This is a genomic window from Erwinia sp. AK-PDG3-5 (assembly GCF_056821705.1).
Genome location: NZ_CM165967.1, coordinates 838,456 through 854,703, shown reverse-complemented (window position 1 = coordinate 854,703; position 16,248 = coordinate 838,456). Strand labels below are relative to the sequence as shown.

The following is a 16,248-nucleotide window of genomic DNA, read 5'->3' as shown; positions in this document are numbered from 1 at the left end:
CCGGCCAACCATTTCGCCGGGTTTAGCAATAAATCTGACTCTATCCAGTAATCCCCAACCGGCATAAGACATAAACGGTGTGAGGCAATAAGGGGGACTTATAACGGCGGGTTCTCCGTGCTGTGCTGCCGTAATTGCCGGGAGGGCGGCAGCAGCGGAATGGCTAATTCAGCCATCAGTTCCCGCAGCGTGTGCACCATGGCGATCGATTCCGGCGTGTCGCCATGAACCAGAATCGAGCTGGCATTCACCGGCAGCGTCACGCCATCAATGCTTTGCACCGTGCCGTCCAGCAGCAGCTGACGCACGCGACTGCGCACCTGATCTTTGTCGTGGATCACCGCACCGGGCTTGCTGCGGCTGACCAGCAGGCCATCGCTTTCGTAAGCGCGATCGGCGAGAAAGGTCCCGATCACCGGCAGCGCCAGCGCCTGCGCCATGCGATCGACCGCATTGCCCGGCATGGTGCTGATAATCATATTGGCATCGAAGGTTTTCACCGCCTGCAGCAGCGTGCGCGCCAGCGCCTCGTCTTCGGACACCATGTTGCCGAGCGCGCCGTGAAAGCTCATATGCGTCAGCGGATAGCGCGCCGCTGCGGCAAAGGCCGCCAGCGCACCGAGTTGATAGGTGACGTAATGGGCCATCACTTCCGGCTCAATCTGCATGCGGCGGCGGCCAAAGCCCAGCAGGTCCGGGAAGCCAACGTGCGCCCCCAAATCCACCCCGTGTTGTTTCGCCAGCGCCACCGTGCGCGCCATGATCGCCGCGTCGCCGGCATGAAAACCACAGGCCACATTGGCGGAGGTGATTAACGGCATCAGCGTGGCATCATCGGCAATCTGGTAATCGCCGTAGCCTTCACCGATGTCGGCATTTAAATCGAGACATTTCATGCGGCCTCCTCAGCGGGAAGCAGCGTGAAGATCGGCTCGCCGTACTCCACGCATTCGCCCTGAGCAATCGCCACCGACGCCACCACGCCCTTTACCGGGCTGCGCAGCGGCAGATAGACCGGCCCGACCTTCAGCAACCCCAGCAGCGCGTCTTTTTCCGCCAGCGCGCCGGGAGAGATGTAAGGCCGATCGGCTAAAGGATGCTGCAACAGCACCACGCCAGGCATCGGCGCGCACAGGGATTCGGTTTTTTGTGGCGTGGCCGCAGGCGCAGGCACCGCCGCAGAGGGCGGGAGCACAGGCCGTGGTGACGTTTTCAGCCGCAGGCGATAATGGCCAGCGGTGAGTTCAATGCTGCTGAGGCCAGACGCCCGCATCTTGTGGGCGATCTGACGGATATCGCGGAGTGCTAGAGTTCTGTTTTCCATTTCCATCCCGCCGGGAAGACTGACTAAACCGTGGGATCACTGTAGCCTGGCCGTCCCGGCGCCTGGTAAGAGCGTTTCGCTTTACGGTAATAAGGCAGACTTATTACCCCACCAGCGTCAGCGGACGGTTGTCCACCGTGCGGTTAGCCATCAGCGACAGCAGAATGCCTTTCACCGCTTCCGCCGGCTGCGACAGCGGCAGGTGATCGGACATGCAGAACGACAGCGAGACCCGGATATCCGGCTGTTCAATCTTCGCCATCCACGCATCGGAGGCTTTTAACATCGCGCGCGCGGCCGATTCCGGCATCACCGTGCAGCCGAGGCCTGCCGCCAGCGCGGCATTCAGCGTGGTTTGCGACTCGATTTCACACTTCACGCGGTAGGCCAGCCCCTGATGGATAAAGGCCTCATCGATCACCTTGCGCATGATGTTGTAAATGCGCGGCAGGAACAGTTCGGCGTTAGCGACCTCCGCAAGGCTGACGGTTTTCGCCGGTTTTGCCAGGCTGTGCGGGCAGACAAAATAGAGGTCTTCCTTAATCAGCGGCATAAAGCGCAGCCCGTGGATTTCGCGGTTGCCGTAGATCACCGCCATATCCATCCGGCCATTCATGATCAGCTCGCTGAGGGTGGTGCCGAAGTTTTCATTGAAGTAGAGAATGATGCCGGGGAACTGGCGATGCACCTCTTCCATCAGCGGTAACGCCAGCTGCTGCGCTGCGGTGCCCGGCGCCAGGCCCACTGACACGCTGCCGGAGAGCGCCAGGCCGGAACCGTCGATGGCGCTTTGCGCCTGCTCGCACTGCCGCAGAATGGTTTGCGCGTGAACATACAGCGTTTTGCCGGCCTCGGTGGGCGTCACGCCGCGCTTGGTGCGGATCAACAGTTGCTGATTAACTTCCCCTTCCAGCGTTGCCAGCTGCTGGCTCAGCGCAGGTTGAGCAATATGCAGAATGTCAGCCGCCTGGGTCAGGCTGCCGACATCGACAATTTTAATAAAGTACTTCAGCCGACGGAGATTCATCACCGCGTCCTCAAAATGCGAAACAGAGTCTGATATAAGCAAAATTGATGCCAGGCACAGGCTGAATGCACAAATTGTGCGGCTTATCCGACCTTTACCGCCTGAAGCGTCGCGTTCATGTTCAGGGCACCCTGCCGATTTTCGGCCCTGCAGGCCGTTACGCACCATACCAGTGCATAAGGCTGCCGCGCGGCGGGCTATTATTGTTTTGTGTTATGTCACCACAACAAAGCGCTATTGGCCTGGCTGCGCCAATCATTATTACCCTGCTGGGGTCCGCTCCCCTTTTCAGCCAGATGGCCAGGCCACACGCATGGCGATCGTTCTGGCCCTACTATTGGAACCTAAGCGCCATGCCTGATATTGCCGACCGTTTAAAGAACGTCTCCGTCTCTGCGTCCGTCGCCATGACCCAGAAAGCCCGCGATCTGGCGGCCGGAGGCGTGCATGTTGTGGCGCTGTCGACCGGCGAGCCTGATTTCCCGACGCCGCTGCACGCCATCGAAGCCGCCTATGCTGCCGCGCTGGGTGGCGATACCCGCTATCCGCCGACCGACGGCACGCCCGCGCTGCGCACCGCCATCCAGAAAAAATTCCAGCGGGATAATCACCTGCACTATGCCCTGAGCCAGATCCTCACCGCCGGTGGCGCCAAGCAGATCATCTTTAACGCCATGCTGGCCACCATCAATCCCGGCGACGAGGTGATCATCCCGTCGCCGTCGTGGATCAGCTACGCCGATATCGTTAAGTTCGCGGGCGGCACGCCGGTGCCGGTGGCCTGTCCGCAGGAGAACGGCTTTAAGCCCTATCCGGCCGATCTCGACGCGGCGATCACCGACAAAACCAAATGGCTGCTGCTCAATTACCCCAGCAACCCGACCGGTTCCGTCGCCACACGGCAGGAGTTACAGGCGATTGGCGAGGTGATGCTGCGCTATCCGCAGATCTGGATCATGACCGATGATATCTATGAACATCTGATCTACGACGACGTGACCTTCTGTACCCTCGCCGAAGTGGTGCCTGCGCTGTTTGACCGGGTACTGACGGTGAATGGCGTCTCGAAAGCCTACTCGATGACCGGCTGGCGGCTGGGATTCTGCGGCGGCCCGCAGGCGCTGATAAACGCCATGAGCAACGTCAATACCCAGAACAGCGGCGGCGTCACCACCCTGACCCAGGCGGCGGCGGTGGCGGTGCTGGAGGGCCCGCAGGATCTGCTGAAACAGCGGGCGGCAATCTACCGCCAGCGCCGTGATTACGTGCTGGAGCGTCTGACCGCCATTGACGGATTACGCTGCCATAAGCCGCAGGGCGCGTTCTATCTGTTCGTCAATATCGCCGCATTTATCGGCAAAACCACCGCCGGCGGCCGCACCATCAGCAACGATGCCGACTTTGTGCTGGCGTTGATCGAAGAGCAGCATGTCGTCACCGTTCAGGGTGCCGCCTATGGTATGAGCCCCTATTTCCGCCTGTCTTACGCCACCAGCATGGAGGTGCTACAGGATGGCTGCGACCGCCTTGCCGCCTTCTGCGCGGGCATGCGTTAAGCGCTGAACAGCAATAAAAAAGCGGGCAACCTGTTGGGGGTGCCCGCTTTTTTTGTCGCTTACAGCCCGACGGCGCGTTTCATCGGCAGGCAGGAATTTCGCAGGCGCGTCAGCCAGCGGGCGATCTCTGCGGCCACCTCAATCGCTTCCTGCGCATCACTCTTCACCAGCTGAATACACTGGCCGGGCTGAACCTGCGCCAGACGCCACAAATCCTCTTCAATGATCCCGGCCACTTTCGGATAGCCACCGGCGGTATTGGCGTCACTGAGCTGAATAATCGGTTCGCCCGCTGGCGGCACCTGCACAATGCCCGGCACCAACCCGTAGGAACGCATTTCCACCACTTTTTCCGGCAGGATCGGTTCGCCCGCCAGACGATAGCCGGTGCGGTTACTCTGCATCGACACCTTCCAGCTCTGCTGCCAGAAGCGGGCATGATCGGCGACGAACAGCGCATATTCACCGGCCGGAATGGCACGCAGCTGCACCACGCCGCTGGCGCTGGTTGGAAACGCGTGCGCCATGGCGACCGCAGGCGGCTCAATCCCCATTCCGGCCTCCGGCAACGCCAGTGAAAACGTCTCGCCCTGCGGCAGCCGATCGCCCTTCTGCAACGGTCGACCTTCATGACCGCCGAAATTGCCACGCAGCGCGGTGCTGCGCGAGCCCATCACCAGCGGCACATCAATGCCGCCCGCTACGCACAGATAGCTGCGCGCGCCCCGTCGGGGAAAGCGGCACTCCAGCTCCTGCCCCGCGCGCACCGCGCATCCCCACCACGGTGGCAAGTCAACGCCATCAAGCTGCGCTCGGCAGTCTGCGCCGGTCAGCACCATGCTGGTGTCGGTCAGAAAGCGCACGCGGAACGGGAACATCTGCACCTCAATGCAGGCGGCGTTCTCATCATTGCCCAGCAGGATATTGCCCGCCCGTAACGCCAGCGGATCCATCACGCCGCTGACCGAGACGCCGATATGGCGGTAGCCGTTGCGCCCCAGATCCTGCACGGTATTGAGCGCGCCGGTTTGAGTAATTTCAATCACAGTTCAATCCTCGCAGGGATAAAGCGCACGCTGTCGCCCGGTGCCATCAACGCAGGATTTTCTGCATGGGGATCGAAGACGTTAAGCTCCGCAAACCCCAGCGCGTTCCAGCCGTTCGGCCCGGTCAGCGCGGAGACGCCCGCCTGCGCGCCGCCGATGGTCACCGTGCCTTTCAGCATATGCAGCGAGGGGACTTTTTTTCGTGGCGTGGCCAGCGAGGGATCGAGGCCGTGCAGATAGCCAAAGCCCGGCGCGCTGCCCAGCGCGAACACCGTGTAATGGCCGTTGGCATGACGACGCACCACTTCCGCCGCCGTTAAGCCGGTGTGCTGACAGATGGCCTGAAGATCGGTGGCATGTTCGCCGCCGTAAATCACCGGGATTTCGATCAGCTTGCCGTTGGGATCCACCGCTTCGGCCTTGTCCCACTGCTCGCTGAGCATCCGCAGCGTGGCGTCGTAATCGGTCGGCGTTTGCACAAACACCACCAGCAGATTGGTGACGCCGGGGATCAGCGAGTCAACGTCCGGGCGGGCACTGAGCGAGGCCGCCAGCGACCAGATCCGCCGTTGCGCCGGCAAATCAAAGGCACCCGGCGCTTCCACCAGCCACGCGCGGCTGCCGATGGTCGAGATCTTCACCCGATCGCCATGGCCGTGCAGATGAAAAGAGGCGCTCGAAGGCGCCTCACGTAACCGCATCGTCATCGATTATTCCAGAGGTTCGAATTTCAGGCTGGACAGCGGCTGCACCTTCTCTTCGCGCACCATTTTGTAGTCGGTGTTGGGGCCAATCCATTTGTCCCAGATTTTGTCGATGGTGCCGTCATCGTCCATCGCTTTCAGGCTGGTATTCACTTTGGCCAGCAGCGCGGGTTCGCCCTGCTTCATGCCAATGCCAATCGGCTCCAGCGCCATTGGCTCTTTGATCATTCCCAGCTCGATGCCGTCTTTGCCGGCCTGGGTAATCATCTTGATGCCGGTCATGGTGTTGGTGACAAAGCCGACGGCTTTATTCTGCTCCAGTGCGAGAAACGCCGAGGCCGCATCCTGGAAGGTCACCGCTTTGGCGCCCGCCAGATGGATTGACTGCTCGGAAGTGGTGCCTTTGGTGGCACTGATGCGCTTACCCTTAAAGTCGGCCTTGGTTTTGTCGACGTCCGGCTTTTTCACTACCAGCATCTCTTTCGCCACGTAGTACGGGTCGCTGAACTGGATCTGCTTGCCGCGCGTTTTGGTGTACGCCAGGTTGGCAATCAACACATCGGCACGGCCGGTGGCAATCACCGCGATACGGGCTTCAATCGAGGTCGGCATCAGGTTGAGCTTCAGCCCCATCTGCTGTGCCAGCGCGGTACAAAGGTCAACATCCATTCCCACCAGCTGGCGGGTTTTCGGGTCCGGTGATGAAAACGGAGGAACGTCTGAGTAAACGGCACAGTTCAACTGGCCGCGCGCCTGGATATCGGACAGGGCATCGGCATTAGCGGAAGAAAACGCCATCATTAATGGCAGTGCAAGTACGGAACAAGACAGTAGCTTCAGTTTCATCAGTAATTCCCCGGTCGGTGATGACTTTCGTCCCCTGGCTCAGAATGAGCAAAAATTATGGGTTTGGCGGCGTTCTTACGGTGGCGGCTTTCGGCACCCTGATGCGACTATATAAGCCGCGTTTTGCCTTGTATAAGAGGGAAACCCTGTTTAGGGATAGGCATTTTATATGACAGAAAATGACCTGCACGCTCTAAGGTAAAACGGACTTCCCCGTGGCGGGAACCGGGTTGCACGATGAAAAGCGAAGGTAATGATGAATTCCAAACTGGGTGTGTTGCTGAAATTACTGTCAGCCCTCTGCGCGACATTAATGCTGGCCTGCGTCAAAGGGCTGAGCGGCACCATTCCGACCGGTGAAGTCATTTTCTTCCGCTCGTTCGTCGCCCTGTTTCCGCTGCTGATCTGGCTGAAAATGCAGGGCAATATTCTGCCGCAAATCAAAACGCGGAATATCTTCGGCCATTTAATTCGCGGCTTTTCCGGCACCGGCGGCATGTATTTCAATTATATGGCGCTGGTCTATCTGTCACTCGCCGACGCCACGGCCATCAGCTACGCCGCGCCGCTGTTCACGGTGATTCTGGCGGCGGTGCTGTTAAAAGAGACCGTTCAGCTCTATCGCTGGCTGGCGGTGGTCATCGGCTTCTCCGGCATTCTGGTGATGCTGTCCGCGCATCTGAACGACGGCGGCTCGTTGCTGGCCGGTAACGTCTTAAACCTGTCCGCCGGATTGGGAATTTTGTTGGGACTGATGGCCGCGCTGTGCACGGCGGTGTCGCTGGTGCAGATCCGCTTTCTGAACGGCATTGAAAAACCCGGCGCGATTGTGTTTTATTTTTCGTTGATGACCATGCTGATTGGCCTGTCGACGCTGTTTTTCGGTTGGGCGGTGCCTGATGGCACCCAGCTGTTGCTGTTGGTGGGCTGCGGCTTCTTTGGCGGCATGGCGCAAATCCTGGTCACCCTCAGCCTGCGCTATGCCGACGCCTCGCTGCTGGCCCCGTTTGATTACACCACGCTGGTGTGGTCGATGCTGATTGGCTATTTGTTTCTTAACAGCCTGCCGGGCGCGTCAACGCTGGTGGGCGCGGTGATTGTCGCCTCGGCCGGGATCTTCACCGTCTGGAGCGAAAGGCGCAAGCGCAAGCTGATGATGATCCGCACCCTGACCTGAGTTCCTCCGGCGTTCGGTCATTTACCGCTTATCGCGCAGGTTTTACTGGCAGCGCGCCAGGTCACACGTTAAGCTCTGCGCAAATTTTTACAGCCAGAACCGATCGCCATGAAAACCAAACTGCTCGCCATCCTGATCCTCGTCGTTATCGCCATTGGTCTTTACCTCGCGCTGAAGCCTCACCCACAGAATCCGCACTACTATGCGGCTGCCTGCGTGATGATCAATGATATCGGACAGCCAAAAAACCCGGATGAATTTATGGCGAAGTTGCAGGCGGTGATCGTCAATGAAAACGCGTCCTATGCCTTTGATAAGGTGGAATTCGATCGCCATTCGGCGCAGGGTGCCAGCCAGCGTTACTACGCGTTAAGCCCGGCGCAGTTGGCCGAAACCCGGAAAAGTCTGGATGATTGTCTGGCGGTGATGCTGCCCGCCGCCAGGCCGTAATCGTTGAGGTTAAATGACAGGCCAATTTCGCTGGCCTGTCATTTTTATTTCAGAGACATAAATATAATTTATTAGTATTAAAGTCCTACTGCATTAAGACCGCGTTTCAGGAATATTATCAATAGCAATAAACAGTGATGTTTTTGGCCATCCAGGATAAAGCCGGCTATTTATTCAATATTAGCGCCAAATCATTAGTAACCGCTGGGCGTAATTACTCGCCGTGCATTATGTTTAATTCCTTATAATTCAGTTACCCCGTCTTGCAGTAATCAGAAAAAACCCGCCACTGCCATACCGGAGATTTCTTTATTAGCTTCACACTTCAGTGGCTTACGCATGATGCGTTACGGCAGGCTGCGCGCTGAAGGGTTGGATGAAATATCAGCAAGCTAAATCAGAATAAGACGAAATCATTACTCATGCTTAACCACGGCGTCAGGGAATAATCTGTAAAATCTGGCCGGACAGACTGCGCGATATAGAATGTCAGTTAAACAATAGCCACTAAAAATAACTGACATGTCATTCAGACCCTTTTATGAAGGAGGCGATAAAATGCCTGCCGAATATTATTATGTGACACAGCAAAAAGATAATTCAGATTTTTATATGCTGCATCGGGCGGGATGTCCTTCCCTGCCCAGAAAGGAGACGCTGCATTTTATTGGCAGCCTGTACGATGCCTCTCAGGCCATGACCGTGGCAAAAATGCGCGTGGGGCCGAGGGTTAAAGCCTGTTTCATCTGTTGCCGCCCGCAAAATGACGCGAACAAGCCGCTGCCCGACAAGATGCACGCCCGGCACCATTCGGGAAAATAACGCACTTTCAGGTCAATACGGGCCGGTTTCATCAGGGCGATGCAACCGGTTTGCGCCTGAACACGGGCAGGCGGGGGATCGCCTGCCCGTAACGCGTTACTGACTGACGCGGTAACGATCCAACCAGTGCGCATACGGTGCGGGCAGCACCCATGACGCCTGCTCTTTCTTCAGGTCGCGTGCGGCCTGGTACGTCCAGTTCGGGTTGGCCAGATGCGCCTTGCCGACCATCACCAGATCCAGCTCGCCTTGCTCAATGGTTTGATTGGCAATCAGCGGTGCATCAATGCCCCAGGCGGACGCCACGGCAATGTTCGCTTCGCGCTTCACGCGGGCCGCAACCGGGGCGAGGAAAGCCGGTCCCCATGGAATGTTTGCGTCCGGCGTGGAGAAGCCAACGCTGACGCTCAGCAGATCCAGGCCGTTGGCGCGGAACTTTTTGGTCAGGTCGATGGCTTCGTTCAGCGTCTCTTCATCGCGGCCATCGTACTCAATCACGCCGAAACGGGCGGTCAGCGGCAGATTTTCCGGCCACTGCTGACGCACGGCATCCAGCGTTTCCAGCAGGAAGCGCCCGCGATTTTCGGCATTGCCGCCGTACTGATCCTCACGCTGGTTGGCGTGAACCGAGAAGAAGCTCTGCGCCAGATAGCCATGGGCAAAATGCAGCTCCAGCCATTCAAAACCGGCCTCACGCGCGCGGCGGGTGGCTTCAGCAAAGTCGTTGCGCACGCGGGCAATATCGGCCAGCGTCATTTCCTGCGGGACCTGCGGCAGGTTGCTACCAAAGGCCACGGCGGACGGGGAAATGGTCTCCCAGCTGCGCGGATCGGTTTTAACGATATGATCGTCACCTTCCCACGGCAGGTTGGCGCTGGCTTTACGTCCGGCATGACCAATCTGGATGCCAGGGATGGCACCGGCCGCTTTGATTTCGCGGGCAATCTGCGCCAGCTTTTCCGCCTGCTGGTCATTCCACAGACCTAAACAGCCCGGGGTGATGCGGCCTTCTGGCGAAACGGCCGTGGCTTCCACAATCACCAGCCCCGCACCACCGCGCGCCAGGCTGTTGTAGTGCACGCGGTGCCAGTCATTACTGACACCATCAACAGCGCTGTACTGGCACATAGGCGGCACGGCAATACGGTTACGTAACGTCACGTCTTTCAATTCAAACGGGGAAAATAGCCCTGGCATAGAAACCTCAGTAGTCGAAAACAAACTCAGAAAATAGCGGGATACCATAACGCCCAATGGCACTGCGCCCTGTAGCACCAAATGCCATCGGCGGCAGTGGCTGTAGATCGGATCAAAGGCGTGTTCGACGCGGATAGCACCCCACTCAGGAGAACGTCTCGAACAGCTGCTGCCGTATCCAGCGGTGGCCTGCCGAGGTATGGGTGCGTTCATGCCAGGCAACGGTTTTGGTAAAGCCGGGGATCGCCAGCGGCGGCGCCAGCAGCGTCAGCCCCTGGGTATTCACCGCCAGCCGTTTTGGCACCACCGCAATCAGATCGCTGTCGCGCAGGATTTCGGGAAGCACCAGAAAACTGGTGACCGACAGCGTCACCTTGCGCTTCAGCCCCAACGCCAGCAACGCACTGTCGGTCACGCCGGAAAACATCTCGCCCTCGTAGGAAACCAGCGCATGATCCAATGCGCAAAAGCGCGTTAAGGTCAGCTTTTTCGCCGCCGCCGGATGCCCCTCCCGCAGCATACAGACATACTCTTCATCGAACAGCCGACGCGCGTGCAGCTCTGCCGGCGTGCTCTCCGGCGTGACGATAGCCAGATCGATTTCCCCGCGTTCAAGCTGCTGCTGCAACTGGCGGTTCTCCACCGGCCTGACGGCGATCTGTAGCCCAGGCGCCAGCGTGCGCAACCGGGCGAGAAACGGCACCACCACCGCCCGCAGCGCATAGTCCGTCGAGGCGATGGTCAGCTGCATCTCGCTGTGCGCCGGATCGAATGCCGCGGGCTGCAACATCCCGTCGATATCCCGCAGGATTTTTGCCACCGGCTCCGCCAGTTCCAGCGCACGCGGCGTCGGCACGATGCCGTGGGGCGCGCGGACAAACAGCGGATCGTTAAAGCTCTCGCGCAGTCGTGCCAGCATGCCGCTGACCGCCGGTTGCGTCAGCGACAGGCGACGGGCGGCGCGGGTGACGTTGCGCTCCTCCAGCAGGGCGGAGAAGGCTTTTAACAGGTTCAGATCCAGCGTTCTGATATCAGCCATGGTGATAACCAAAATAAAAAACGGTGATTAGATTTATGTCAGTCTGACACGCATGCTGTGGGTTATCCACTCGCTGCACGCAGAAACGTTGCGCCGCCAGCGGGTGACTCTCTCACCACTGAACACAGGAATTCCCATGCTTAACGCCATCATCTGGCCTGAAGGCTATCTGCCAGGCACCACCGATAACAGCGTCTCCAATGAAATCATCGTCGCCGGCATTACTGCGGCTCAGGTCTGGGCGCAGCTGAATAACACTGCGCTGTGGGCCAGCTACTACAGCAATGCCGACGATATCCGTTTTCACGATGGCTCCGGCCCGGAATTACGCGCCGGCGCACGCTTTCGCTTCACCACCTTTGGCTTCCCGGTTGAAGCGGAAGTGACGGAATACGTGCCGCCGGTGGCCGGTGAAGCGGCGCGCATTGCGTGGCATGGCTGGGTGGAAGGCGATGCGGATTCGCGTCTGGATGTGCATCATGCCTGGCTGTTTGAGGATCTGCCGGGCAACCGCGTGCGCATCCTGACCCAGGAAACGCAGATCGGGAAACCCGCGCAGGAACTGGCGCAAACCCGCCCTAACCCGATGCTGAATGCGCATCAGGAATGGATCGACGGACTGGCATCGGCCGCGCAAAAAGCCCAATAAACAGCAACATGGCGCTAAAGTTTGGCTTAGCTAAGATGTCTTTTCTGTAACATCTTCAACAAATGTCACACTTTAGTGCCCGCATATGCATCTTTCGTGTCGTGATTTGGCCGGTAATCTCTATCATGAGACCAGAAAACGACTAAAAATAATGCGATTGCCGGTTAATGAAATTCAGAAATTTTGAAGAAGAAGAAAAGCTTTTTGTTCGCAGGGCCTTAGTCGCCTTTGGGATAGTAGTGGCAGGGTTTATTACGCTGGTGGTGAATCTGTACCACCTGCAAATTGAGCAGAATCAGTATTACCAGACCCGCTCCAATCAAAATGACATCAAAATGATCCCTATCGCCCCGACGCGAGGGATTATTTTCGATCGCAATGGCATCCCGCTGGTCAGAAACGTGACCTGGCATGACATTGAAATCATTCCCTATAAAATCCAGGACATGAAGGCGTTGCTGACTGAACTGACGCCGATTGTCGACCTGTCGCCTGACGATATCGATACCTTTACCCGCGCGCTGCATGCCGGTAGCCGTTATAAACCGGTGGTACTGAAAACCGAGCTGTCTGATGAAGAAGTCGCCCGCTTCTCGGTGAACCAGTACCGCTTTACCGGCGTTAACGTCAGCAGCTACGAAGACCGCCAGTATCCCTATGGGCCGGACCTGGCGCACGTGATCGGCTACGTGTCGAAAATTAACGACAACGATTACAAACGCCTGGATAAAGAAGGGGTTGGCGAGAACTATGCCGCCGACCACAACATCGGTAAGCAGGGCATCGAGGGCTATTATGAGTCGGTGCTGCACGGCAAAACCGGTTATCAGGAAGTCGAGGTGGATAACCACGGTCGGGTGATCCGCGTACTGAAAGAAGTGCCGCCGGTGGCGGGCAAAAACCTCTACTTAACGCTGGACCTGCACCTTCAGCAGTATGTCGAAACGCAGCTGGTCGGTCAGCGTGCGGCGGTGCTGATCGAGAACCCGAAAGATGGTCAGGTGCTGGCGATGGTTTCCAGCCCGAGCTACGACCCCAATCCGTTTGTGAAGGGCATCAGCTATAAAGCCTACAAAGAACTGTTAGCCAACAAAGACCTGCCGCTGATTAACCGCGTGACGCAAGGTTTGTATCCACCTGCGTCAACGGTAAAACCGTATATGGCGATGTCCGCCCTGCTGACCCATGTGATTACGCCGCAAACCACCTTCTTCGGTGCAGCGACCTGGACGCTGCCGGGCACCGATCGTAAGTATCGCGACTGGAAAAAAAGCGGCCACGGCACGCTGGATGTCACCCGCGCCATCGAAGAGTCGGCGGATACCTTCTTCTATCAGGTGGCCTTTATGATGGGCATCGACCGCATTCACACCATGCTCAGCCAGTTCGGCTACGGCAAACCGAGCGGCATCGATCTCAATGAAGAGTACAACGGCCTGCTGCCAAGCCGCGAGTGGAAGCAGAAGGTGCATAAAAAGGGCTGGTACCAGGGTGATACCGTCGCGGTCGGCATCGGCCAGGGTTACTGGATTGCCACGCCGATCCAGATGGTGAAAGCACTGGATACGCTGATTAATAACGGTCGGGTGATCCAGCCGCACCTGCTGTATGAAGCCAAACAGGGCAAGAGCATCACCCCGTGGAAACAGACGTTGCCGGAACAACAGATTGGCGATGCCAAATCGCCTTACTGGAGCCTGGTGCGCCACGCCATGTTCGGTATGGCCAATGCGCCAAACGGCACCGGCTATAAATACTTCCACACCGCGCCCTACGGCATTGCGGCGAAGAGTGGGACCTCGCAGGTGTTCGGCCTGCGGCAAAACCAGGTGTATAACGCCAGGATGATCCCGATCCGTCTGCGCGACCATATCTTCTATACCGCCTTTGCGCCGTTTAACGACCCGAAAGTGTCGATGGCGATCATCCTTGAAAACGGTGGCGTCAACGGCGTCACCGCCGCGCCGCTGGCGAGGAATATTCTCGACCACATCTTCCTGCCGCCGGATGTGGCCCCGATGCCGGTCACCGCCGATCCGACCAGCAACTTTACCGCCCAGTAAGCCGTTTATTGCCCTGCCAGCGCGTTTGCGGGTGGGGCGATATATTCCCGTAGTTTCCAAAAAACATTCAGACATAAATTCTTCGTTAAAGAAGGCGTTACCCCTTGCCGATAAACGACAATGAGGTAATGTCTTATCTTCGTGAGGCCAGCGTTTATTGGCGACTGAATCGATTTTGCTGGAAAGTAAATGACTAACGAACTTAGCCTGTTAAACGGGCTGCGACGCCACTTTATCCGTAATGTCGTCACGCCAATGATTCTGGTGGTGCTGTTCACATTCCTCGCCTGCGGATTTACCGCCTGGTGGGTCACCACCATCAGCAACGCAAAGGCTCAGGAAAAACAGCAGCAGGTCATCAGTAATATTTTTGCTCAGCACCTGGCTGAATATCTGCATCAACATCAAAGCCTGTTGGCCTGGCCTGCGTTGCTGCAGCAGTTGAATGCCACGCCTGCAGTGAGTAATCCCTTTGGACGCTGGCTGAATACCCTGGCCGGTGATGATGAAGTGTACCTGTTGGATGCGCAAAACCGTCCGCAATCGGTGTGGCTTGAAGGGGAACGGGTAACTAACGCGCGATACCTTGAAGTCAGAAACTCACTGCTGCCGTGGCTCGACAGTCTGCAACGCCTCTCTCGCACGGCGTCCCCGGCGTTTACCGGCGACTTTATCCGGGTCAATGGGCGTGTCGCCGAAGTTGCGTTGGGAGAGGTGCCAGGAAGCGGTGGCGATAAACTGATTTTCCTGCGCTATTTGCATTATAACTTTGTCGACTTCCTGCAACACCGAGGTGTGGTGAACGCCTTCCGCTTTACGCCCAGCTCGACTGACGGTGCCAACAGCGCCGGTTTCCTGTTGCAATCCCGCCTTAATATCCCGGTCAGTTACGTCTCCTGGCAGCCGATGCGGCCCGGCAGTCAGATGCTGCTGGTGACCGGCCCGCTGGTGTTGCTGGCGATGCTGGCGATTACGCTGATGTGCATCAAGATGACCCGCCGGCTGTGGACCTCGTCGCTGAAGCTTTCCGAATCAATGCAGAAGCTGGAAGCCAGCGAAGCGCACGCGCAACAGCTGGCGCTGCACGACGTGCTGACCGGCTTGCCCAACCGCGCGGCGATGGAACAACAGCTGACGCAGCGATTGAGCAACCTGTCCGCAGCGGGCGGAAATATTGGCCTGCTGCTGCTGGATCTCGACCGCTTTAAGATGATTAACGACACCTATGGCCATCACACCGGCGACGATTTGATTGTGGAAATTGGTCAGCGGCTGTCGGCGCTGTTAAGGCCGGAAGATGCGGTGGGCCGGTTGGGCGGCGATGAATTTGTGGTGGTGGTCAATCATCTGCAGGACGAAAGGCAGATCACCGCGCTGTGTCAGCAGATTATTGCCTGCCTGACCACGCCGATGACCATACAGGGCAATCGCCTGTGGGTGGGGGTCAGCATCGGTATTGCGCTGGCGCCGCAGCATGGCACGGAACGCCAGGAGTTAATGCGCAAGGCGGATATCGCGCTGTATGCGGCCAAGGCCGAGGGACGCGGACGCTACCATATGTTTGTTCCGGCGCTGGACGACGCGCTGATCAAACGGCAGCAGCTGGCGGAAGAACTGCGGCTGGCGCTGGAAAACACCTGCGGGCTGGCGCTGTGGTATCAGCCGATTATGGATATCAGCGGCACAAAAATGCTCGGCATTGAGGCGCTGCTACGCTGGCAGCATCCGACGCTGGGGCCAGTTTCCCCTGCCGATTTTATTCCCATCGCCGAGGAAACCGGGCTGATCATCCCGCTGGGCGACTGGGTGCTGCAGCAGGCCGTGAAGCGGGCGAAAACCTGTCCGCAGCTGAAGATGTCGATCAACGTCTCACCGCTGCAATTCCTCGCCGGTGATTTTATTGCCCGCGTGAATGAGATTGTGCAACAGCATGACGTTAACCCAAGGCAGATTGAGCTGGAAGTGACCGAAGGCGTGATGCTGGAAGATAAGCAGCAGGCGCTGCATACCATTCAAACCTTACGGGCGGCGGGGTTTAGCATTGCGCTGGATGACTTCGGCACCGGCTACTCCAGCCTGAGCTACCTGACGCAGTTCCCGGTGGATACCCTCAAAATCGACCGCTGCTTTACCCAACTGCTGGGTATTCAGGCGCAGGCCAACACCATCGTCTCGTCGGTGATCAAGCTCGGCCACTCGCTGGGCCTTTCGGTGACGGCGGAAGGGGTAGAAACCGAGGAGCAGCGGCTGGCGCTGGCCGCCGCCGGTTGCGACAAGTTGCAGGGCTTCCTGCTCAGCCGCCCGCAACCCGCAGAAGTGCTGTTTGCCGCCCAGGCCGTGTAACCGGG

General features: G+C 58.1%; 15 protein-coding genes. 7 read left to right on the top strand and 8 right to left on the bottom strand.

Features of this window, described 5'->3' with window-relative positions:
* Nucleotides 1–98: 98 nt before the first annotated feature.
* The 3 genes from AC1UKS_RS03910 to nac form a co-directional block, all read right to left on the bottom strand.
* Nucleotides 99–896: a LamB/YcsF family protein gene (locus AC1UKS_RS03910; protein ID WP_482435863.1), complete on the bottom strand. Its 798-nt coding sequence runs from the start codon at nucleotides 894–896 to the stop codon at nucleotides 99–101.
* A complete protein-coding gene (locus tag AC1UKS_RS03905; protein WP_482435862.1) occupies nucleotides 893–1,324 on the bottom strand; it encodes an acetyl-CoA carboxylase biotin carboxyl carrier protein in 432 nt (143 codons plus the stop codon). Before AC1UKS_RS03905 ends, AC1UKS_RS03910 begins: the two co-directional genes overlap by 4 nt.
* Nucleotides 1,325–1,427: 103 nt before the next feature.
* The gene (gene nac / locus AC1UKS_RS03900) at nucleotides 1,428–2,351 is read right to left on the bottom strand and encodes a nitrogen assimilation transcriptional regulator NAC (RefSeq protein WP_482435860.1); all 924 of its coding nucleotides are present in this window, start codon (nucleotides 2,349–2,351) and stop codon (nucleotides 1,428–1,430) included.
* A 353-nt stretch (nucleotides 2,352–2,704) separates the two neighbouring features.
* Between nac and AC1UKS_RS03895 the strand changes: the two genes are divergently transcribed.
* On the top strand, nucleotides 2,705–3,907 hold the full coding sequence (locus tag AC1UKS_RS03895; protein WP_482436877.1) for a pyridoxal phosphate-dependent aminotransferase: 1,203 nt from the start codon (nucleotides 2,705–2,707) through the stop codon (nucleotides 3,905–3,907).
* A gap of 59 nt (nucleotides 3,908–3,966) precedes the next feature.
* Here the strand turns inward: AC1UKS_RS03895 and AC1UKS_RS03890 are convergent, their stop codons facing one another.
* The 3 genes from AC1UKS_RS03890 to AC1UKS_RS03880 are packed head-to-tail and all read right to left on the bottom strand — an operon-like array spanning nucleotide 3,967 to nucleotide 6,503.
* Nucleotides 3,967–4,953, bottom strand: a complete 987-nt coding sequence (locus AC1UKS_RS03890; RefSeq protein ID WP_482435859.1) for a 5-oxoprolinase subunit C family protein — start codon at nucleotides 4,951–4,953, stop codon at nucleotides 3,967–3,969.
* A complete protein-coding gene (gene pxpB / locus AC1UKS_RS03885; protein ID WP_482436876.1) occupies nucleotides 4,950–5,654 on the bottom strand; it encodes a 5-oxoprolinase subunit PxpB in 705 nt (234 codons plus the stop codon). Before pxpB ends, AC1UKS_RS03890 begins: the two co-directional genes overlap by 4 nt.
* A 9-nt stretch (nucleotides 5,655–5,663) precedes the next feature.
* Entirely contained in the window at nucleotides 5,664–6,503 is an 840-nt protein-coding gene (locus AC1UKS_RS03880) for an ABC transporter substrate-binding protein (protein WP_482435858.1), read from the bottom strand.
* Between the two features lie 256 nt (nucleotides 6,504–6,759).
* On the opposite strand from AC1UKS_RS03880, the gene AC1UKS_RS03875 reads away from it, so the two are divergent.
* From AC1UKS_RS03875 to AC1UKS_RS03865, 3 genes are all read left to right on the top strand, one after another.
* Nucleotides 6,760–7,680: a DMT family transporter gene (locus tag AC1UKS_RS03875; protein WP_482436874.1), complete on the top strand. Its 921-nt coding sequence runs from the start codon at nucleotides 6,760–6,762 to the stop codon at nucleotides 7,678–7,680.
* Nucleotides 7,681–7,788: 108 nt separating this feature from the next.
* The gene (locus AC1UKS_RS03870; protein WP_482435857.1) at nucleotides 7,789–8,130 is read left to right on the top strand and encodes a hypothetical protein; all 342 of its coding nucleotides are present in this window, start codon (nucleotides 7,789–7,791) and stop codon (nucleotides 8,128–8,130) included.
* Between the two features lie 558 nt (nucleotides 8,131–8,688).
* Complete coding sequence (locus tag AC1UKS_RS03865; protein WP_265909539.1) at nucleotides 8,689–8,952, top strand: hypothetical protein; 264 nt, start codon at nucleotides 8,689–8,691, stop codon at nucleotides 8,950–8,952.
* A gap of 96 nt (nucleotides 8,953–9,048) precedes the next feature.
* On the opposite strand, the gene AC1UKS_RS03860 is transcribed toward AC1UKS_RS03865, so the two are convergent.
* Both AC1UKS_RS03860 and AC1UKS_RS03855 read right to left on the bottom strand, forming a co-directional pair.
* Nucleotides 9,049–10,149, bottom strand: coding sequence for an NADH:flavin oxidoreductase/NADH oxidase (locus AC1UKS_RS03860; RefSeq protein WP_482435856.1), 1,101 nt, complete (start codon nucleotides 10,147–10,149; stop codon nucleotides 9,049–9,051).
* 145 nt (nucleotides 10,150–10,294) lie between these two features.
* On the bottom strand, nucleotides 10,295–11,188 hold the full coding sequence (locus AC1UKS_RS03855) for a LysR family transcriptional regulator (protein ID WP_482435854.1): 894 nt from the start codon (nucleotides 11,186–11,188) through the stop codon (nucleotides 10,295–10,297).
* A 136-nt stretch (nucleotides 11,189–11,324) separates the two neighbouring features.
* On the opposite strand from AC1UKS_RS03855, the gene AC1UKS_RS03850 reads away from it, so the two are divergent.
* The 3 genes from AC1UKS_RS03850 (at nucleotide 11,325) to AC1UKS_RS03840 (ending at nucleotide 16,243) form a co-directional block, all read left to right on the top strand.
* Nucleotides 11,325–11,837, top strand: coding sequence for an SRPBCC domain-containing protein (locus AC1UKS_RS03850; RefSeq protein WP_482435852.1), 513 nt, complete (start codon nucleotides 11,325–11,327; stop codon nucleotides 11,835–11,837).
* A gap of 167 nt (nucleotides 11,838–12,004) precedes the next feature.
* A complete protein-coding gene (gene mrdA / locus AC1UKS_RS03845) occupies nucleotides 12,005–13,900 on the top strand; it encodes a penicillin-binding protein 2 (RefSeq protein WP_482435851.1) in 1,896 nt (631 codons plus the stop codon).
* Between the two features lie 189 nt (nucleotides 13,901–14,089).
* Nucleotides 14,090–16,243: a putative bifunctional diguanylate cyclase/phosphodiesterase gene (locus AC1UKS_RS03840; protein ID WP_482435850.1), complete on the top strand. Its 2,154-nt coding sequence runs from the start codon at nucleotides 14,090–14,092 to the stop codon at nucleotides 16,241–16,243.
* Nucleotides 16,244–16,248: the final 5 nt, after the last annotated feature.